The sequence below is a fragment of the Streptococcus suis genome, assembly GCF_002960625.1.
GTDB classification, from domain to species: Bacteria; Bacillota; Bacilli; order Lactobacillales; family Streptococcaceae; genus Streptococcus; species Streptococcus suis_T.
On the sequence record NZ_POJH01000029.1, the window covers coordinates 68,257 to 86,554 of the forward strand.

General features: G+C 42.3%; 22 protein-coding genes. All 22 read right to left on the minus strand.

The genetic code is table 11. From position 1 onward, the window contains the following. Positions 1 to 4: 4 nt before the first annotated feature. Positions 5 to 670: a cobalt ECF transporter T component CbiQ gene (gene cbiQ, locus C1G49_RS05530; RefSeq protein WP_105116865.1), complete on the minus strand. Its 666-nt coding sequence runs from the start codon at positions 668 to 670 to the stop codon at positions 5 to 7. Next, complete coding sequence (locus C1G49_RS05535) at positions 657 to 938, minus strand: energy-coupling factor ABC transporter substrate-binding protein (RefSeq protein WP_105116866.1); 282 nt, start codon at positions 936 to 938, stop codon at positions 657 to 659. Before C1G49_RS05535 ends, cbiQ begins: the two co-directional genes overlap by 14 nt. A 1-nt stretch (position 939) precedes the next feature. Then, positions 940 to 1,662, minus strand: a complete 723-nt coding sequence (locus C1G49_RS05540) for an energy-coupling factor ABC transporter permease (RefSeq protein ID WP_105124918.1) — start codon at positions 1,660 to 1,662, stop codon at positions 940 to 942. 19 nt (positions 1,663 to 1,681) lie between these two features. Next, positions 1,682 to 2,377, minus strand: a complete 696-nt coding sequence (locus C1G49_RS05545) for a cobalt-factor II C(20)-methyltransferase (RefSeq protein ID WP_105124919.1) — start codon at positions 2,375 to 2,377, stop codon at positions 1,682 to 1,684. A 9-nt stretch (positions 2,378 to 2,386) separates the two neighbouring features. Then, a complete protein-coding gene (locus tag C1G49_RS05550) occupies positions 2,387 to 3,154 on the minus strand; it encodes a sirohydrochlorin cobaltochelatase (RefSeq protein ID WP_105124920.1) in 768 nt (255 codons plus the stop codon). Then, positions 3,151 to 4,605, minus strand: coding sequence for a uroporphyrinogen-III C-methyltransferase (gene cobA / locus C1G49_RS05555; protein WP_105124921.1), 1,455 nt, complete (start codon positions 4,603 to 4,605; stop codon positions 3,151 to 3,153). Before cobA ends, C1G49_RS05550 begins: the two co-directional genes overlap by 4 nt. Positions 4,606 to 4,622: 17 nt before the next feature. Next, positions 4,623 to 5,396, minus strand: a complete 774-nt coding sequence (gene cobK / locus C1G49_RS05560; RefSeq protein ID WP_105124922.1) for a precorrin-6A reductase — start codon at positions 5,394 to 5,396, stop codon at positions 4,623 to 4,625. Continuing rightward, the gene (gene cobJ / locus C1G49_RS05565; RefSeq protein ID WP_105106638.1) at positions 5,393 to 6,118 is read right to left on the minus strand and encodes a precorrin-3B C(17)-methyltransferase; all 726 of its coding nucleotides are present in this window, start codon (positions 6,116 to 6,118) and stop codon (positions 5,393 to 5,395) included. Before cobJ ends, cobK begins: the two co-directional genes overlap by 4 nt. 20 nt (positions 6,119 to 6,138) lie before the next feature. Beyond that, positions 6,139 to 7,200, minus strand: coding sequence for a cobalt-precorrin 5A hydrolase (locus C1G49_RS05570; RefSeq protein WP_419579750.1), 1,062 nt, complete (start codon positions 7,198 to 7,200; stop codon positions 6,139 to 6,141). Further along, complete coding sequence (locus C1G49_RS05575; protein ID WP_105124923.1) at positions 7,175 to 7,948, minus strand: cobalt-precorrin-4 methyltransferase; 774 nt, start codon at positions 7,946 to 7,948, stop codon at positions 7,175 to 7,177. The genes C1G49_RS05570 and C1G49_RS05575 overlap by 26 nt, the downstream gene beginning before the upstream one ends. A 5-nt stretch (positions 7,949 to 7,953) precedes the next feature. Further along, a complete protein-coding gene (locus tag C1G49_RS05580; protein WP_105124924.1) occupies positions 7,954 to 8,517 on the minus strand; it encodes a decarboxylating cobalt-precorrin-6B (C(15))-methyltransferase in 564 nt (187 codons plus the stop codon). Further along, the gene (locus C1G49_RS05585; protein WP_161942091.1) at positions 8,507 to 9,121 is read right to left on the minus strand and encodes a cobalt-precorrin-7 (C(5))-methyltransferase; all 615 of its coding nucleotides are present in this window, start codon (positions 9,119 to 9,121) and stop codon (positions 8,507 to 8,509) included. Before C1G49_RS05585 ends, C1G49_RS05580 begins: the two co-directional genes overlap by 11 nt. Further along, complete coding sequence (gene cbiD / locus C1G49_RS05590; RefSeq protein ID WP_105124926.1) at positions 9,112 to 10,236, minus strand: cobalt-precorrin-5B (C(1))-methyltransferase CbiD; 1,125 nt, start codon at positions 10,234 to 10,236, stop codon at positions 9,112 to 9,114. Before cbiD ends, C1G49_RS05585 begins: the two co-directional genes overlap by 10 nt. A 1-nt stretch (position 10,237) precedes the next feature. Continuing rightward, on the minus strand, positions 10,238 to 10,933 hold the full coding sequence (locus tag C1G49_RS05595) for a cobalt-precorrin-8 methylmutase (RefSeq protein WP_105124927.1): 696 nt from the start codon (positions 10,931 to 10,933) through the stop codon (positions 10,238 to 10,240). A gap of 9 nt (positions 10,934 to 10,942) precedes the next feature. Next, positions 10,943 to 11,626, minus strand: a complete 684-nt coding sequence (locus C1G49_RS05600) for a cobalt-precorrin-8 methylmutase (protein WP_105124928.1) — start codon at positions 11,624 to 11,626, stop codon at positions 10,943 to 10,945. 9 nt (positions 11,627 to 11,635) lie between these two features. Next, a complete protein-coding gene (cbiB, locus tag C1G49_RS05605; RefSeq protein WP_105124929.1) occupies positions 11,636 to 12,583 on the minus strand; it encodes an adenosylcobinamide-phosphate synthase CbiB in 948 nt (315 codons plus the stop codon). Positions 12,584 to 12,586: 3 nt separating this feature from the next. Beyond that, positions 12,587 to 13,942 (minus strand): cobyrinate a,c-diamide synthase, encoded by a 1,356-nt coding sequence (locus C1G49_RS05610; RefSeq protein WP_105124930.1) that lies wholly within the window; start codon positions 13,940 to 13,942, stop codon positions 12,587 to 12,589. A 181-nt stretch (positions 13,943 to 14,123) separates the two neighbouring features. Then, entirely contained in the window at positions 14,124 to 14,732 is a 609-nt protein-coding gene (locus tag C1G49_RS05615; RefSeq protein WP_105124931.1) for a cob(I)yrinic acid a,c-diamide adenosyltransferase, read from the minus strand. 15 nt (positions 14,733 to 14,747) lie between these two features. Next, positions 14,748 to 15,794, minus strand: coding sequence for a nicotinate-nucleotide--dimethylbenzimidazole phosphoribosyltransferase (cobT, locus tag C1G49_RS05620; protein WP_419579753.1), 1,047 nt, complete (start codon positions 15,792 to 15,794; stop codon positions 14,748 to 14,750). A gap of 19 nt (positions 15,795 to 15,813) precedes the next feature. Beyond that, a complete protein-coding gene (locus tag C1G49_RS05625) occupies positions 15,814 to 16,680 on the minus strand; it encodes a kinase (protein ID WP_105124965.1) in 867 nt (288 codons plus the stop codon). Further along, complete coding sequence (gene cobD / locus C1G49_RS05630; protein ID WP_105124933.1) at positions 16,673 to 17,767, minus strand: threonine-phosphate decarboxylase CobD; 1,095 nt, start codon at positions 17,765 to 17,767, stop codon at positions 16,673 to 16,675. Before cobD ends, C1G49_RS05625 begins: the two co-directional genes overlap by 8 nt. 9 nt (positions 17,768 to 17,776) lie before the next feature. Further along, complete coding sequence (locus C1G49_RS05635) at positions 17,777 to 18,247, minus strand: EutP/PduV family microcompartment system protein (RefSeq protein ID WP_238142210.1); 471 nt, start codon at positions 18,245 to 18,247, stop codon at positions 17,777 to 17,779. Between the last annotated feature and the right edge of the window lie 51 nt (positions 18,248 to 18,298).

Genomic DNA, 18,298 nt, shown 5'->3' on the forward strand with positions numbered 1-18,298 from the left:
CCTCCTAACGATCAAAGCGAAATTCTAACATATCATTGATCTGTCGATTTGCTCTCATCAATCTAGTAAATAATTGACTAGCTAATAAGCCCATGGTTTGATAACTCTGTTTCATTGTTCCAAAACCAAATTTCAAATCAAGTGTATCCCGCATGACGAGAAATTCTTCCAAAAACATGAAGATAAAACGATACATAAAGACAATAACTTCCAATAATTCGTTTGGAATACGAAAACTTCTTAGCAAGTCAATCAACTGTCTAAATGGTACAGTAAGAACAAAAAAGTAGGTAGACATCAAACAAGCATAACTTCTCACAAACACCTCAAGGGTTTGAACTAGACTGGCCTGGCTGATGACTGCATAGCCCTTCCACAAAGGCAAGGCGAGAAGGACATCCTGCGAAGGAGATGCTTGAAAACTCACGGCCATGGTTACTAAACTGATAAGAACGAAAGGCAGGGTTAACAATAGCCATTTTGCATAGGTTTTCCAATGTAACCTTGCTACATAACAAGTCACCGGAAATACGGCCACTATAATAGCCCATTGTAGGCTAGGAATTCCTGTAAAAGAAATTCCTAGCAACAATAGGTAAATCCCTAATTTTACTTTGGGAGATAGCCCGACCAGTCTGTTCTGGTAGGCGTATTGATCAATGATTAACATATTTCTTTCCCTTATGATAACCCAATACATAGGTAATAATACCAACACCAATGCTACCTTGAAGCGTGAAGAGAAGACTCTCAATTTCGCCACTAGCTGGTTCGTAAATCGAAGCAAACCATGGTTCATAGTCTGGATTAACCTCTGTAATGGCTACTTCAGCTCCCCCATCCGAACCACCAAATTCAGCATCTTTAGGTGCTAGGAAAAAGGCACCGACAGCAATTAAGACACAGGTCAATAACAAGAAAATATTTTGCTTTTTCATCTTAGAATACCCCTACTTCTTCTTTTTTAGCATTGGCTACAACCAAGTTATACAATACTACTGACAAAAGACCTTCAATGATAGCGATTGGAATCTGTGTAACCATGAAGACACCCATAAATTTCATTGCAGCACCAACGACACCTGCTTGTGCATCTGGAAAGGCCAATGATAATTGTAGCGAAGTAGTTAAATACGTTGCCAAGTCAGCTACAAAGGCACAGAGGAAAATAGCCACGCGCTTATTGACTTTCATAGACAGAGCTAATTTATAGACAAAGTAACCGACAAATGGGCCTACGACTGCCATTGAAAATCCATTTGCTCCCAGAGTTGTCAAACCACCGTGAGCCAAGAAAAGAGCTTGGAAAAGCAAACAGATTGTTCCTAAAACTACCATGACACTTGGACCAAACATAGCTGTACCAAAGCCGACACCTGTTGGATGAGATGTTGAACCTGTTACAGATGGAATTTTCAGGGCTGACAGAATAAAGACAAAGGCACCTGACAAAGCCAAGCCAACCTTGCTTTCAGGATTGCTCTGAACCGATTTTTTTAGTTGGTACAATCCATATAGGAAGAATGGAGCGAAGATAGCAAACCAGAGCAAGGCATGAGCAGGAGGTAAATAACCTTCCATAATGTGCATGGCTGCTACTGGCGTAGCTGTAACTAGGGTCAGCAAAGCAACAAGTGCTATAAGATTCAATAACTTTTTCATGTTATTCTCCTTTAATTTTTTAATGTTTTTTAACTAACATAGTTGAGAAATAGGATAATGTTTCATCCTGAGAAAGATTGGCAATGCCACGACGAATCTCTTGTTGTTCTGTACTAGAACGACTAACAAGAATCGTTTTTTCAAGCAGATCAAACTGTTTTAACAAGGGAAGCACTTCAGCAAGATGATTGGCCACCTTCATGATAACAACCGTTTCATGTGTTGCTAATACAGCCTCTAAGCGTTGAACACCTGCAGTCGCTGGAACAACTGCAAAGGATTCCTCATCCATGACCAAGGGCAAGCCTGCTTCTGCAGCGATACTGTTATAAGATGTTATTCCAGGTATGGTCTTGGTTTCGATACGGTTTCCGATAATATCTAATAGATAACTATAGGTACTGAAAACCATGGGATCACCGAGAGTGATAAAGCCTACATTCTTACCTGCTCGAACATCTGCAACAATTTCCTCAGCGATTTCTAGCCACTGACTTTCTTTATGCGACTTATCCCGCACCATTGGAAAATGCCGTTGCTTGATGGTCAAGTCTTCGCTAACATAGGGACTAGCAATTTCTAGTGCTAAACTTTTGGTGCCTTTCTTGGCTTCGGGAGTATAAAGAATATCAAGCTCTCCTAGGATACGACTGGCTTTTACTGTCACTAACTCGCTGTCACCAGGTCCAATACCGATTCCATAAAATCTCGCCATAAGCTACTCCTATTCAATAATTTTACTAAGGTGTTGAATATATCTATCCCGAATAGCTGCATATTCTCCTAAACCAATTAAGTGAGGTATCACTTCATAGCCGCGTTGGCTAAAGTAGGTATTCCACGAATCTTCATCGTCTGACACCATATCATTGGTTGCATGTTCTCCCGCCACAAGCATGAATGGTGCTAAATGCACTTCTTTGATTCCCTTAGATTTTAATTTCTCCTCAATCTGCTCAACAGGTGGATAGCTTTCTACACAACCAATATGGACTGAGCTCCCTGCCAACATATGATCCAAAGCCGCATAGGCTACAAAAGCATTATGTTGGCTTCCATGTCCCATTAAAACAGTAGCTGCCTGTTCACCAAAATGACCATATTGGTCAATCAGTACTTGCTTGACTTGCTGATAGTCGTCTTCACTGTGGAGCAAGGGCTGACCAACTTTTATGATGTCAAAATAGGATTGGAATTCTTTTGATTGATTCAAGATTTTTTCAAATTCAGATCCAGCAATAATGTGTAATGGTTGAATGTAAACTTCTCGAATACCCTCATCCTTCATTTGTTCCAGAGCTTGTTTAACAGTTGGAATGTCCAGTCCCTCATTTTCCTTTATGCGTTTTAAAACAACTGTGGAAGTAAAGGCTTGATAAACAGCATACTGGGGAAAAGCGTCTTTAATGGCCAATTCACAGGCACCAATCGTTTTTTGTCTGGTTTCTGGATGAGTTGTTCCAAAACTCACCAATAATATAGCTTTTGTCATAGAGTCTCCTTTATTAAAATATCACGGCATTTATCCCGAACAGCTAGAATAGTTGGTTGGTCCGTTTCAATAATATTTGAATAGCCTGCTTCCACCAGCTTATCACGTGTTGTTTCTCCCATAACGATAATTGGCAGTTCCTGAAGGTCTAGCCCTGTTTCCTCCACGAGAGTCACAAAATTAGCCGCAGCAACTGAATTTGGCAAGCAAACACAATCAAGATTCGTCCAATCTTGAGGACTTAATTCTTTATCAAATGCAAGACTATGGGTGACCAGCACAGGGAAGTCATATAAGCTTCTTAAATCTGCCAGCTTGTGTTCTGGAGCCACTAAATACCAAGAGTCCTCAGTCTTTTCTAGTAAATCCTTAATGACCAGATCCTTACTTTCTGTCCCTTTTGCTACCAATAAAATCCCTGCTTCTTCCAGTGTCTTAGCAGTATGGTGACCAATGGCTGCAAATTGAACATGGGATAGACTTCGTAAATCAATCCCTTCTTCTCGCAATCGAGCTAAGAACAGCTCCCAACTCTGCCTATCAGAAAATACCATTCCATCCACTTGTGACCAATCTGGTAGTTCAAAGGCCAGCTTGTTAACCCGTGTACGACTTGGAAATTTAACCAAGGTCGCTCCATCATCTTTTAAGTAGATTGGTAACTTCCCAGTCGCAGAATCTTGTAAAAAGATTCGCTTGCCATGCAAGGGAAGATGTTCATAGAAATTTAATTCTTTCCTGAACGAAACCACATCACCTACTAGGATGATAGAAGGAGCTTTCATATTCTCTTGCAGGGCTAATTCTTCAATGGTAGCTAAGGTACCGTCAATAGAACGTTGGCTTGGATGGGTTGCCCATTCTACAATAGCAACAGGGGTATCCTTGGAAAAACCATTGTTGACAAGTTCTTGTGTAATAAGCGACAGATTTTTCATCCCCATTAAGAAGACTAGGGTACCTTTGAGCTGACTAATAGCTGCCCAATTCAGATTTTCCATTTCATCCTGCAGGTGACCTGTAAAGACATGGAAGCTGGTCGCCTTATCCCTAAAAGTCATTGGGATGCCTGCATAAGTGGCTCCTGCAATAGCGGATGTGACTCCTGGAACAATCTCAAAAGGAATTCCAGCCTCTACCAAGGCTTGTGCTTCCTCACCACCTCGTCCGAAGATATAGGGATCTCCACTTTTCAGTCGGACAACACGTTTGTTTTCCTTAGCTTTCTCAATGAGAATTCGCTCGATTTCTTCCTGGCGAATGCAAGGCATGCCTGGTTTTTTTCCAACATCAATCAGCTGACACTTGTCTGATAGATAGGAAAACAAGTCCTGATTAACTAGACGGTCATAAACCAAAACATCTGCTTCACGCAATCTTCTAGCACCCTTGACCGTTATCAGTTCAACGTCACCAGGTCCCGCCCCCAACAAACTTACAAATCCTGTCATTCTAACTCCTTTCATTGTTAAACTATTTGGCATTCGTTTTGAACTATTTCTATGTAGTCTTTTAATTCTTCTATGGACGACACCTTCTTAGGATAGTCCACCTTAGGCCTGCCGATAATAATGCAATCGACACCCAATTCTTGACAGCCTGTGATTTTCTCACGAATACCACCAACACTGCCACTTTCTTTGGAGACAAAGGCTTGAGCCTTGGACCGTAAAATCAATTCCTTGTTGCACTCCTTGGAAAAGGGTGCCTTAATGGCATCAATCTGATCAGCGACCATGCCCAAGCGTTCGCAAGCCAGCAAAACCTCAGAAGTTGGAAGAACACGGGCCACAATTCGTACATTAGGTAAGCCCTTAACAAAGAGGGGCAAGGTCTTACTTCCTGTTCCCAAATAAACAGTAGAGTAGCCTTTTTCTTTTATCAGAGAAATAGCTTCTTCTGTAGAGTTTACCACTAGGGCTCCCGTCAAATCCCCCGTTTCCTTCCGCTCATACCGCAGGTAAGAAATCCCAGCAAGCTCTGCTGCTCTCATAGCCTCCTTGGAAACCAAATCAGCAAATGGGTGAGTGGCATCGATGATTTCATCCACTTGGTGTTCTTGGACAAAACTGACCATATCCTCTGCCGTCAAACGCCCCTGAATGACTGGTTGACCGAATTTAGATGCCAGATGTTTCCCATAATCTGTCACCACCGATGTTGTTACCTCGATATCTAGATCATTTAGCAGAGCCAAAATCTCTGTGCTATCTGAGGTTCCTCCCAAGAGTAATTTCATCATAGAGTGTATCCTCTAGGAGTGACCATGCGACCATTTTTGATATAGGTTTCTTTATTTCCAACGATAACAATAGTTGTCATATCGACCAAGGACTCATCCAAGTCTTTAATGGTTGTTAAGATATACTCCTCTTTCTTTCGACCAATATCCTTACCGATGCCGACAATGGTATCTGGTGATTTATACTCCGCAATGATTGAAAGGGCTTTGGACAGATGGTCCGGCCGACCCTTGCTACGTGGATTGTAGAGACAAATCACAAAATCACCCTGTGCAGCTGCGTGGAGTCGTTTTTCAATAACAGGCATAGGAGTCATTAAGTCACTCAGACTGATATGACAAAAGTCATTCATCAAGGGAGCCCCCATAATTGCTGCAGCACCCAAGCTAGCTGTAATGCCTGGAATTACCTTAACTTCTAAATCAGAATCATCACCAATCAGCTCTAAAATCAAGCCAGCCATGCCGTAAACGCCTGCATCACCACTGGATACAACACCGACATTCTTACCTGTTTCCAAAGCCAAATCAATCGCTTTTTGGCAGCGTTCAATTTCTTTCCGCATACCTGTCGCCACTAATTCCTTACCTTCTACCAAATGCAGAATCAAACGCATATAGGTCGAATAACCAACAATAATCTCACAATCCTCGATAGCCTTGAGGGCTTCTCCAGACATTAGTTCCTCTTTCCCAGGACCTAATCCAATCACATAGAGCATAGCATTCTCCTTTATATCTATTAGTTTATAGGGACTTTACCTAAAGCAAAGGTACACCCATCTTTTGCAAATCGATTTGTTAGAACCTGGCCCTTGCTGGCAAGATCTGCACTAGCAAGTGCCACACTTCCTACTCCAACTGTTTTTTTCACAAAATCCGAACAAGGATACTTGTCAGCAACCTTCTCTAAGTCCTCCTTGCTATACACATCAAAGGGACAAGATAGGCTTTCTGCCAAGTTCAAAATTGCCTGTTCATCCTTCTTGACATCAATACTGACAATCCTCGCAATTTCGGTTTGCTCAATTCCTTCTTCCTGACAAAATAGTTGAAAATTTTGATGAAAAATCTCAGAAGAAACATTTTTTCGTGCCCCAACTCCAAGTACATAGGGCTTGGGATAAATGACCGCAAGATGTTCGCGCTTGCTGGTCATTTCCTTTGTCTGTAAGAGGATAAGGGGGACATCTCCAGCTAGGACTTCATCCACTTGATTGGCTTCAAGAAGGCTTAAGCCTCGCACATCATCTATCCAAGGTTTTTCTTGGTAAAAATAGACCTTTTCACGATTGGCCAACAAACCATTGAAAACCTTGACCAAGGGACGCAGGTCAGACCGCCATCCATTGACGGATTTGGCAAGAGTGTCCAAGGCAACAACATTTTGGACATCCGTTGCCGTTGTAATGACTGGATTGGCTTCCAAAAGAGTAGCGATTTCCCTAGTCACTTCATTTGCTCCACCCAAATGACCACTTAAGAGACTAATAACATTTGTCGCCTTTTCATCTAGAACAATGACTGCTGGGTCTGCTGCCTTGTCCTCAACAACAGGAGCAATGGCACGGACAACAATTCCCGTCGCCATAATGCAGACCAGAACGTCCACTTGTTGAAAGAGCTCTGCTATTGCCTGAGTAGGACGCTTATCAAAAGCTGTCACCTGGTTATCTGCCAATTTAGGCAGGCTATAGATATGACAGGGTCGTGCCCACTTGCTTTTCAACCTTAGAGCCGTTTCTTTGCCAGTTTCTGTCAGGGCGACAAGGGCAACCTTACTGGGCATGGCTACTTTTCCCATGGCGATACTCGTGTTCAAATTCTTCATGGTAGAGTTTTGAATAATAAAATTCCTGTCCTAGAAAATCACCAACCAGAATCAGAGCTGTCTTACTGATATCCGCTTCTTTGACCTTCTCTGCAATGGATTCAAGTGTGCCGAAAACCTTTTTCTCCTCTGGCCAAGTTGCCTTATAGATGACCGCAACAGGTGTAGTGGTCGGATAGCCACCTTGAACCAATTCTTCCACCACTTTTTCAATGCCTTGAATAGATAGGAAAATAGCCATTGAAGTACGGTGTTGGGCATAGCTTCGTAAGGACTCGCGTTCTGGAACAGGCGTACGGCCAGCCATGCGGGTAATGATGACACTTTGGGAAACTTCAGGCACTGTGTATTCTGTTCCAATACTAGAAGCCGCTCCTAAGAAGGAGCTGACACCTGGAGTACAATCAAATGTAATTCCTCGCTTCTTCATCTCCTCAATCTGTTCACGGATAGAGCCGTAGATGGAGAAATCACCTGTCTGTAAACGAACAACCTCCTTGCCCGCCTTGACACCTGCTTCCATGACATCAATAATTTCCAACAAATGCATTCCTGCACTGTCATAAATTTCTGCACCTTCCTTGCAGTAATCCAATAGGGCTGAATTGACCAAGGAACCTGCATAAATCACAACATCCGCCTGGGATAACTGCTTATAACCCTTCAAGGTAATCAGTTCCACATCACCAGGACCTGCACCAACAAAATGTACTTTCGACATTCTCTCTACTCCTTTTTAGCTTTTTGACAAGAAACCACGATTGTTGGATTCTGTGGTTTGAAGTAATGACCTTTTCCTAAACTTGTCCAGTTGCCAACTTGTACTGAGGTGAGTTCTAGGTCTTCCCAATTCATGGTTTCAGCAATCTGGGCTGCCTCTAAGGCATTTTCCAAAAGTATAAAATTCAAGACCAGCCTGCCTCCAGGAAGGAGAAGTTTCTGACACCAGTCAAAAATTTCCTGCATGTTTCCACCAGTCCCACCGACAAAAATAGCATCGAAGGGACCTTGCAGTTCAATCGGTGCCTTCCCTTCATAAAGAGTGATGTTTTGGCACTGAAATTTCTCTATATTTTGTCTGGTTAGGGCTAAAGCATCAGGATTCTGCTCCACAGCTACTACCTCTAACTGAGGATAGCTACAAGCCGCTTGAATCGTAACACTACCAGTCCCAGACCCCACATCCAGCATCCGTCTAGCATGTGTCAAATCTAGTTTATCAATGCTAATGGCGCGAATCTCTGATTTTGTCATAGGGACCTTGGTCCGAATAAATTCACTATCCTTCATCTACAATTACCACCACATTCATTTTATAGTCACGATCAACCACATCTTCTGCTGCTAGAATACTGATTTCCTCATCTTCGTAGCTCAGATGTTCACCGATAATGATTTTCCGTTTAAGTCCCCTTTTGAGGACCTCCTGCGCAATTTGATAGGGACCAACCTGGGCATCTGTCACCATGAAGACCTTGGGCAAACTCATGATCAAATCAAAGTTTGGAAGCTTAGCATGACTACTAGTTAAATAAGCATCATTCATAGGCAAACAAACCTTGCTGGCCAAATATTGCATGGAGCTAATCCCCGATAAAATGCTAACTCTACCTGGAAACTTCTCAGACATCCACTTGCCCAATCCGTAGATCAAGGGATCTCCTGAAACTAAGTAAACTATAGAAGCTTCTAGGGGATATGTTGCCAATAAGGCTTCTAGGTCTTTCAATTTTTTAGGAGCTATAACCCCTTTCTCCTTGAGCCTATCAGGAAGGACTTCTAAATGACGCTCGCTTCCCAAGATATAGTCTGCCTGCTCACAACGATCCAGTTGACCAACCAGACAGTAGGCTGGATTTCCTGGACCAATGCCAATCACATCTATCATGACCACTCCTCCTGGATTTCCGCTAAGCTTTTGGTTGAAGCTAGGTAGCCATCCTCTGTTCCAAATAAGACAACATCAATGGTCACCGTAGGTTGACGGTACTTGAGCAACCGCTCTGTCTTAGCCTTAATCTTGTCTGCTAAAATCTGATAAATCCCTTCATATCCATATTCTTTGATAATGGTTGCTGCTGCATCTGTTGTCAAACAAGCATTGACCTTCTGTAACATTTCCAGAGGGGCACCCATGAGGGCTAAATTAGCTATTAAGGTATCAATGCGTCCATCAGAATCCTTACTATGAGTGGACATGGTTCCCGATGCAACCTTGACTAACTTGCCCATATGCCCAACCATCAGTACCTTTGTAAATCCAATTCTCTGAACTTCTTTTAGAACGTGCCCCACAAAATTACTCATATTGACAATCTGCTCTTTGGGCAGGCCTAGACCATCCATTCCAAAGGCTTCGCCATATTTGCCAGGCGATAGGACAACGGAACGATAGCCTTTATTATAAAGCATGGACAACTCGACTGTAATGGCTGCCTTCCAGCTATCTTCAGACATGGGATTGACAATCCCCGTAGTACCTAAAATAGAAATACCGCCCAAAATACCCAGACGTGAGTTATAGGTTGCCTTAGCAACTTCCTCGCCTCCAGGAACAAATATCAAGACTTTTGCTCCACAATCTGGACCAATCAAGTCACGAACATGTTCTTCAATCATCCTTCGAGGGGTTGGGTTTATAGCTGCCATACCGACCGCATTGGCCAGACCAACCTCCGTCACCCGACCAACTCCCTCACCTCCATCAATTTCAATTTCCGTCTGATGGGGTAATAAGGTAACCGTTGAAAAAATCAATAATCCATGGGTCGCATCGGCATCATCGCCTCCATCTTTTTGAATAGCTGCCGTAGCTGTTTGTTCACCAAAGGAAGGTGTGTGAACGTCCATAGTAACTTGAACGCCTGAAGCCGTTTTTACCGTCACCTTCTCCTCAATTTCCTGTTGTAAAATCATGTTTACAGCTGCAACGGTCGCCGCTGTCGCACAGGTTCCTGTCGTAAAGCCTCTTTTTAGCTTTTTTCCATCAACATAAACATATTCATCCATCTTATTTACCTTGACAATAGCCTTTTCTTGAAGGTGAGAAAAGTTGCCCTTCCTTATCCTCAGCTTTCAACTGATAGAGTATAGCATTCACGATAGCTGCTGCAATCGTACTGCCACCCTTTCGACCAAGCGCAGATATGGCTGGTAACTGGCTCTCATGGAGCTGTAATTTTGATTCTGCTGCCCCAACAAAACCAACTGGAACCCCGATGACTGGAACAGGTTCTAGTAGACCTGCTTCAACCATTTCCAAAACCTTGAAAATAGAGGTTGGAGCATTTCCGAAAACAAAGAGCTTGGGACCATCGACCTTGGCTGCATGTTCCACAGCCGCCATTGAACGGGTAATTCCCTTCTCCTTGGCCTCTTTGAAAATTTCTGGCTCATTCACTAAGCAACGGTAGGCAACACCAAGTTGATCCAGCAATTTTTTATTGAAACCTCCCAACACCATAGTCGTATCTGTGAAGATGGTCCCCTTATTTTTCAAGACCTTTACAATTTCCTCAATAGCATAATTAGAAAACTGTATATTGTAGAGGTAATCAAAGTCTGCACTGGTAAAAACAACTCGCTTTAAAACTGCCTCCTGGTAGGGATCTGTGAACACAAACCCAGAGTGTTGCTCAGTGATGATTTCCTGAATTTTTTGATAGCTAGCCGCCTCAATCTGATGTGCATCTGTTATATAGGCCATAAAGTTCTCCTACTTATTTGTTGGTGTTGAATAACGAACATAATCCCCAGTCAAAACTTCTTTCAACTGATAGATAATCGCGTTTATAATAGCAACGACAATGGTACTGCCACCCTTTCTACCAATCGTTGCAATGGCAGGAATGGGCGAAGCCAGCAAGTCTGACTTGGATTCTTCAACATTGATAAAGCCCACTGGTACACCAATGATTGCCTCAACATCTACTTGCCCTGCCTCAACCAATTCCAACAAATAAGATAGGGCTGTAGGAGCACCGCCAAAAGCAAAGACTTTGGGACCTGGAATCTTAGCTGCCACTTCCACAGCAGCCATAGCCCGTGTAATCCCTTTTTCCTTAGCTAGTTGAGCAACAGCTTCATCGTTTATCAGACAAGTATAGGTTACACTCATTTGATCCAAGACACGCTTATTGATACCATTGAGAGAAATGCTGGAATCCAGTACCAAGGTCCCTTTATTTTTTAAAACCTCTACAATTTTCTGATTAGCGTCATGGGTAAAACGCAAATTATAAAGATAATCAAAGTCACCTGAAGTATGGATAGCCCGCTTGATAATAGACTCTTCCATCTCTGTTTGAAAACGATAATCTGGATGCTCCTCATCAATAATGGACTGGATAATTTTAAAACTTGTTTCCTCAATAGAGGATGGATTTTGAATGTAAGTCATGTACGGCTCCTAAAAATTAGTCAATAATAAATAAATCACACTAAATAACATCAGAGAAACTATTGTACTCATATAAAGTAAGTGAACAGTCGTTTCAATATCCGAAAATGCTACGGGACGAACAGCTTCACCAATGGTCGGTTTTTCAACCCATTCGCCATGGTAAATATGGGCACCACCAAGCTGAATACCTAAGGCACCTGCAACCACTGCTTCTGAAAAGGCACTATTAGGACTGGCATGTTGGTAACGATCTCTAATACCAATGCGACAGGCTTCTTTGCTATCTAATTGTAAAATATGACTAGCAATCATCAAGCAGAGCCAAGTCAGTCGAGCAGGTATCAAGTTTGCTACATCGTCCAACTTGGCAGAAATAAAGCCAATCTGCCTGTATTTTTCCGTCTTGTAACCAACCATAGAATCCAAGGTATTAACAGCCTTGTAGGCCATAGCTAGGACTGGTCCACCGATGAACAAGCATAGTAAGGGACCAATCACGCCATCGCTTGTATTTTCCGCCACTGTTTCAATAGTAGCCTTAGAAATTTCCTCTGCTGTCAACTGGCTAGTATCTCGTCCAACAATCATACTAACCTGATATCTAGCCTCTTCAATAGTCCCCATCTTTAACGTATTCAAGACCTTCAAGGCCTCAAAAGCCAAACACCTTGTCGATAAGGTGGTATAGGCTAGATAGATCCACATTCCCCAATAAAGAATAGGTGAAAAACGTGCAGATAGGGCCAACAAGAAATAGGTGACTCCCACTGTCAGTCCAACTGTAACCAACCATAATAAAAGCCCGTAGACATATTTCCCTTTTGGATTATTAGGCTGGCCTTTCAAGAATAGGCTGATGAAATGACCGATCAGCTTGACTGGATGTGGCCAACTATAGGGATCTCCCAGTAGCCAATCCAATAAAACGGCAATGAATATCGCAATCAAATACATAGGCTATTCCTCACCAATACTCCTGAGCCAATTTTCCAACAAGAGCTGATTTTGATAAAAATGAACATGCAGATAGCTAGCAAAGGTTTTACCAGTTTGATAGCCACCTGTCCAGCTAGAAACAACCTGCCCATCTCGAACTTTTTCCAGTTGCAAGACGGTGGGTTCATTGGTTTGGAATACTGAATGGTGAAACTCATGGCCCCTAACAACCGTATCCTTTGGACCAAATAAGCTCCTAACCTGAGTCTTAGCTTGGCAATAACCAAAGCTTTTTAGCCGGTCTGTCATAAGACTGACACCATCAAATATCCCTACCATATCATAAGAACCCTCTCCAGTTTGCAGTTCCTTACCTAGATACATCAGGCCCCCACATTCTGCGTAGATGGATTTGTTCTCTTGATGGGCCTGCAAAACAGACTTCCTGAAAGAATGATTTTCCATCAACTCCTTTGCATAGACCTCTGGAAAGCCTCCTCCAAAATAGTAAGCATCTGCTTCAGGTAATTCTTTGTCATTAAGGGGACTAAAGGGAATCAAGTCCACCCCATATTCCCTTAACAAATCCAAATTATCCTCATAGTAAAAATGAAAGGCATCATCAAGAGCATAGCCAATTTTTAGCGGGAAATGTTTTGAAGTGCGGAATGGATTTGACGGTTCTTCACCAGCTATATCTACCTTCTCAAGCAAGCGGTCTAAGTCAATATGGTCTTGAGCCAACTGACCTAAGATAGAGAAATGTTTCTCCAAGTTTTCCATCTCAACATCAGGCACTAGGCCTAGATGTCGTGAAGGCAGTTCTACCTGAATATTCTTAGGAAAGTAGCCTAAAACTTCCACATCCGTATAGCGTTCAATGGCTCCTTTTATCAGTTCATAATGCGTTTGTGAAGCAACTCGATTGATAATTACTCCTGCAATCGTCAAGTCTGGATCAAAGGTTGAAAAACCGTGTACCATGGCCGCCGCTGATGTTGAAGTGGCTTTCCCATCGATGATCAAGACAACAGGTATATCTAATTTCTTCGCAATCGCAGCCGACGAAGCACAATCTTTATCCGTACCCAAACCATCAAATAGGCCCATCACCCCTTCAACAAGGGCAATGTCAACATCCTGATGCCATTTTCTAAACGACCAGTCTAAAGCAGCTTGATCAGGAATCATAAAGCTATCTAAATTACGGGAAATTCGCTTGCTAATCCGACTATGATAAGCCGTATCAATATAATCCGGACCAACCTTATATGGTTGTACTCGTAGACCTTTCTCGGTCAAAGCTTTTAAAATCCCTAGAGTAACAGTTGTTTTTCCAACTCCACTAGAAACACCTGCTAACATAAATTGTTTCATGTATTTCCACCTCTATCAAACAAAAAAGGGCTACAAAAAATAGTGATATTTTTTGTAGCCCCGTTGCTCACATTTATTGATTTTAACACGCCATTGTGTCAAATGATTTTTCTTATAAAATCATTCTACACCTTCTAGAGCATTATGTCAATATGTAAACGAAAACGGTTTTAAAAATGCTCTATCTTCCTTCTTCCCTAGCCTTGGCCCAACGCTCCACATCAGCTTTGGTAATATTATGAAAGACTTTTGCCCCTCTTTCATAAGCAATATCTGGCTGCTGATGGGTAAAATTGATCACACGCGCCAAGGCAAAGAAGTAATCAGACAGACGGTTTACAAATACCAAGACTTCTTTATTGATTTCCGTAGTCCACATAGTGCCTACAATGTGTCGCTCTGCACGTCTAGCTATAGTGCGTGCAATATGGACCATTGCTGCAATTTCATTTCCACCTGGCAAAATGAACACTTCCAAGGCTGGTGGGATATCCGCATAGGTATCAATGCGCTCCTCAATCCAATCAACCATGGTTTTGTCAACCTTATAAGGATAGACACCATGCGGCGTTGATAAATCCGAACCACAGTCAAAAAGATAATGTTGTAGTTGCAACAATTCATCTTTCAAGGCATCTGCTGGATCCATTTTAGTAATGATATAACCAATCCAAGAATTTAATTCATCAATGGTACCATAAGCATTAACACGCTCTGCATCTTTTGCAACACTCTGACCACCAACCAGCTTGGTCAAGCCTTTGTCACCTGTTTTTGTATATAACTGCATTTGAATTCTCACTTTCTATTTTGATTGACGAATGTCGATATAATCATCCTTACTCAATTTTCCCTCTGAAAAAGTAGGCATTGATTCAATCGTATAAACTGCATTGCTCATTAAAAAGAAGGCTAATGGACAACCCGATCCCTCTCCCAATCTCATATCCATCAAGAGCATGGGGTCTAATCCCAGGTGCTCACAAACCAAACGATAGGCGGGTTCTGTGGAAAGGTGGGAAGCAAAACAATAATCTAAAACATGACCATTTAATTGACTAGCGATCAGCAAGCCTGTAATGGAGATCAAGCCATCCACCACGCAGGGAAGTTGATGATGAGCACAGGCCAAATAGGTTCCTACCATACCCAGCATATCTAATCCACCAACTTTTGCAGCAATGTCCAGAACGTCACTGTAGGGAGCATGGTGAGCAACTGCTGAAGCAATCACTTGTGTTTTATGGGATTTCATCCCTTCTGTCAACCCTGCTCCGTAGCCAGTAACTTGACTAGCTTCTACATTCAAAAGAGCACTAATCACTGCTGCTGAGGTTGTCGTATTGCCAATTCCCATCTCCCCAGTTCCAAAAAGTCTATAGCCTTTCTGAATACAGGCAACCGTTTCTCTATAGCCAACCAAAATCGCTTCGACAGCTTGCTCTCTAGTCAAAGCAGGCTCTTTCAAGATATTGCCTGTCCCTCTCCTGACCTTACAAACTTGGTCGCTATTAACATCTTTCATGCACCCTATATCCACTACCTTGACATCTGAACCTACATGTCTTGAAATGGCACACAGCCCCGTTTTGCCTTCTAGCATATTACGGGCTACGATATAGGTCGTTTCCTGCGGGTTAGCAGATATACCCTCTGCAACCACACCATTATCAGCTACATAAACCATTACCATCTGTTTAGAAAGGTCAATGTCTCCATGAAACATGGCAAACAAGCGCGCATAGATGGTCTCCATTTTACCAAGAGCACCCAGTGGCTTGGCTAGCTGGTCACAAACCTTTTTGCCCTTTTCCATTTCAAGCTTTTCTAGTGGTTTAATTTCACTCAAAATATCTTGTAGTTTTTCCACCTTAACCTCCTTTCACCCTTCGAACACCTTCAAAACAAATCTTTGAAAGGTAGCGTTGGTCATAATACTTGCCAATTTCTCCCTTAGAAAAATTAGCTTCTATTGTAGAAATCAGTGGTAATTGACTTTTTGTCATCAATATACCTACAACCGTTCCACTGTGAGCCACATTGACACCTAGCAGTCCCAATGATTTCACAATGGACAGGATGTCTGCCAAATAGGGCTTGGGCAGACGAGTATTGTTCAACAAGGCACTAGTAGTTGCAAGCTGCCCCAAAAGAAGTTCATTTTTTGACTGGCATGCCTGCTGAAACAGTTCTAACAGTCCTTCTGATGCTTGGACTGGATAAGTAGGACATTCTGTCATTCTAACCAGCTCGACTGTCCACTCAGTCTTTCTGGGTTCAAGAATATAGACATAAAGTTCTGGCTTCCAATCCGTTTGGAACAATATCTGACCCGTCAAGGGATTGATGACCGTCCAGTCAGCAAAGGCAATCGAATCCGTTGGCTCAATCTGACAACAAAACTTAGTCACTTCGTCGGCAGTCAAATGCCTATTTTGAACAAAGGCTAAGGCTTGTAGGCTTGCCAGCATATCTGCCGTGCTACTGGACATTCCTTTACCGATTGGAAGACTGGATTTCTTCTCGAGCTTCCATCCATCCTCTATCGGATCAAGATAATCCAAGACCTTGACAACCTTTTCTCCTATTGCAAACTCCGTTTCTTCCTCCTCTCTGATAAGTCTTGCATAGGACTTGCGATTGATACCGTAGGTCAGCAAAAATTCTTGACCATCCTTAACCCCCTGAAACAATTCCCCACATGAACCTGGACAGGAAAACCATTTGTTCCTAGACATGACCATCACACTTTCCTAGCACAGATCTTAAAGCCTCAATCAAGCGACCATTTTCCTCTCTTGATCGAATGGCTACTCGATAGTGGCGGTCGTTCAGATGATGGTAATTATGGCAGGAACGAATAAATATTTTTTCTTGAATTAAAAGCTCCCTCAGACTGTCATTTCCCTCGTATTCAAAGAAAATGTAATTAACAGTCGGTGGCAAGACTTTCAAATGAGGCAAGGCAGCCAATTCTCTATAAAGGAATTCCTGCTCACTCTTGAGCCACTCTTCTGTCGCATGGTGATACTCACTATCCTTGAGAATAACAGGTAGCAAGGCATCTGCCAATGCATTGATGGTCCAAGGTGGTCGCATGTCATCCATTGCTGCAATCAAGTCTGTATTACTAGATAAGGCATAACCCAACCTCAAGCCTGGAATAGCATAAAATTTTGTCAAAGAGCGAACAACAATGACATTTCGATAGTCCTTCAAATGATCCACCAGGGAATAGGCAGCCTTGTCTAAAACAAAGTCCATAAAGGCCTCGTCAAGAACCAAATAGGCCCCTTTTTGCCTTAGAAATTCAGCTACCAATAACAAGAATTGATTGGATACCAAAGTCCCTGTTGGATTATTTGGGTTACAAATCAGGACCAAATCCCCAGATGACAGCTTCTCCAAGTTGGGTAAGATTGATTCAAAAGTCCAACTATAATCTGGTCCTTCCAATACATGATAAATAGGCTCTGAACCAACCTGCTTAAAAGCTTTTTCATATTCCATAAATGTCGGACTTAAAAGCAATATCTTCTTAGGCTTCAAATATCTAGCCAGGTCATAAAAGATCTCTACCGCACCGTTCGATAGAAGAATTTGCTGGGGCGGACAAGAATGGTATTCAGCCAGGGCTGCCTTGGACTGTGAATAAGTCACATCAGGGTAATGGACCAATTTATCTAAACTTTGTATGACACTTAATCTTACGTTTTCTGAAAGACCAAGAGGATTGATATTGGCTGAAAAATCCAAACACTCCTCTGGATGAAAGCCCAAATCACAGGCAAGCTGATTCATATTTCCACCGTGCTCTACCTTCATCCCATCACCTCAACTTTCCTTGGTCAAATAGCGCCGAATCTCGTCAATTCCTTGATTATCTGTTAATGATACCTCAAAAATTTCCTTAGCACCTGCTGCCAGTAATTGCGCTCTAGCCTTCTCAAGGCTGCTAGGATCCGTCACCAAATCAACCTTGGTGATAATTCCAATCACTGGTTTGTTAAACAAAGAGGAGAATCCTTGTGGAAAAGTCTGCATGGTGGCTGTTGCTGAAGCTAGTAATCCAATTACCTCCGCTTCTGCTGCTGTTACAGACAAGGCATTGTAATAACGCCGATGTTGTAAAAATTCCCCAGGTGTATCAATAATGGAATCATAAAATTGAATGGCTTGTGTTTTGAAGTAATTGATATCAAGCCCTTTCAACCGTTGTGTCAACGTCGTTTTTCCAACCCCAACTGGACCAACAAACATAATTTTTTTCGATTCAAGCCCCATGTAATCATCCTCTCGATTCATATTTTCCAAAAGAGAAATGCTCTGTCATCAACTAATTTAGAAATAAAAAAG

Excerpts from the sequence above, each read along its gene's own strand:
- C1G49_RS05600 (WP_105124928.1), bottom strand. The coding sequence starts at position 11,626 with ATGACTTACATTCAAAATCCATCCTCTATTGAGGAAACAAGTTTTAAA.
- C1G49_RS05635 (WP_238142210.1), bottom strand. The coding sequence starts at position 18,247 with ATGAATCGAGAGGATGATTACATGGGGCTTGAATCGAAAAAAATTATG.
- C1G49_RS05580 (WP_105124924.1), bottom strand. The coding sequence starts at position 8,517 with ATGAAGGATAGTGAATTTATTCGGACCAAGGTCCCTATGACAAAATCA.
- C1G49_RS05625 (WP_105124965.1), bottom strand. The coding sequence starts at position 16,680 with ATGTCTAGGAACAAATGGTTTTCCTGTCCAGGTTCATGTGGGGAATTG.
- C1G49_RS05610 (WP_105124930.1), bottom strand. The coding sequence starts at position 13,942 with ATGAAACAATTTATGTTAGCAGGTGTTTCTAGTGGAGTTGGAAAAACA.
- cobD (WP_105124933.1), bottom strand. The coding sequence starts at position 17,767 with ATGAAGGTAGAGCACGGTGGAAATATGAATCAGCTTGCCTGTGATTTG.
- C1G49_RS05575 (WP_105124923.1), bottom strand. The coding sequence starts at position 7,948 with ATGTCGAAAGTACATTTTGTTGGTGCAGGTCCTGGTGATGTGGAACTG.
- C1G49_RS05540 (WP_105124918.1), bottom strand. The coding sequence starts at position 1,662 with ATGAAAAAGTTATTGAATCTTATAGCACTTGTTGCTTTGCTGACCCTA.
- C1G49_RS05550 (WP_105124920.1), bottom strand. The coding sequence starts at position 3,154 with ATGACAAAAGCTATATTATTGGTGAGTTTTGGAACAACTCATCCAGAA.
- cobA (WP_105124921.1), bottom strand. The coding sequence starts at position 4,605 with ATGACAGGATTTGTAAGTTTGTTGGGGGCGGGACCTGGTGACGTTGAA.
- C1G49_RS05535 (WP_105116866.1), bottom strand. The coding sequence starts at position 938 with ATGAAAAAGCAAAATATTTTCTTGTTATTGACCTGTGTCTTAATTGCT.
- C1G49_RS05545 (WP_105124919.1), bottom strand. The coding sequence starts at position 2,377 with ATGGCGAGATTTTATGGAATCGGTATTGGACCTGGTGACAGCGAGTTA.
- cbiD (WP_105124926.1), bottom strand. The coding sequence starts at position 10,236 with ATGGATGAATATGTTTATGTTGATGGAAAAAAGCTAAAAAGAGGCTTT.
- C1G49_RS05615 (WP_105124931.1), bottom strand. The coding sequence starts at position 14,732 with ATGCAGTTATATACAAAAACAGGTGACAAAGGCTTGACCAAGCTGGTT.
- C1G49_RS05595 (WP_105124927.1), bottom strand. The coding sequence starts at position 10,933 with ATGGCCTATATAACAGATGCACATCAGATTGAGGCGGCTAGCTATCAA.
- cobK (WP_105124922.1), bottom strand. The coding sequence starts at position 5,396 with ATGATGAAATTACTCTTGGGAGGAACCTCAGATAGCACAGAGATTTTG.
- C1G49_RS05570 (WP_419579750.1), bottom strand. The coding sequence starts at position 7,200 with ATGGGAAAAGTAGCCATGCCCAGTAAGGTTGCCCTTGTCGCCCTGACA.
- cbiB (WP_105124929.1), bottom strand. The coding sequence starts at position 12,583 with ATGTATTTGATTGCGATATTCATTGCCGTTTTATTGGATTGGCTACTG.
- cbiQ (WP_105116865.1), bottom strand. The coding sequence starts at position 670 with ATGTTAATCATTGATCAATACGCCTACCAGAACAGACTGGTCGGGCTA.
- cobJ (WP_105106638.1), bottom strand. The coding sequence starts at position 6,118 with ATGCTCTATGTGATTGGATTAGGTCCTGGGAAAGAGGAACTAATGTCT.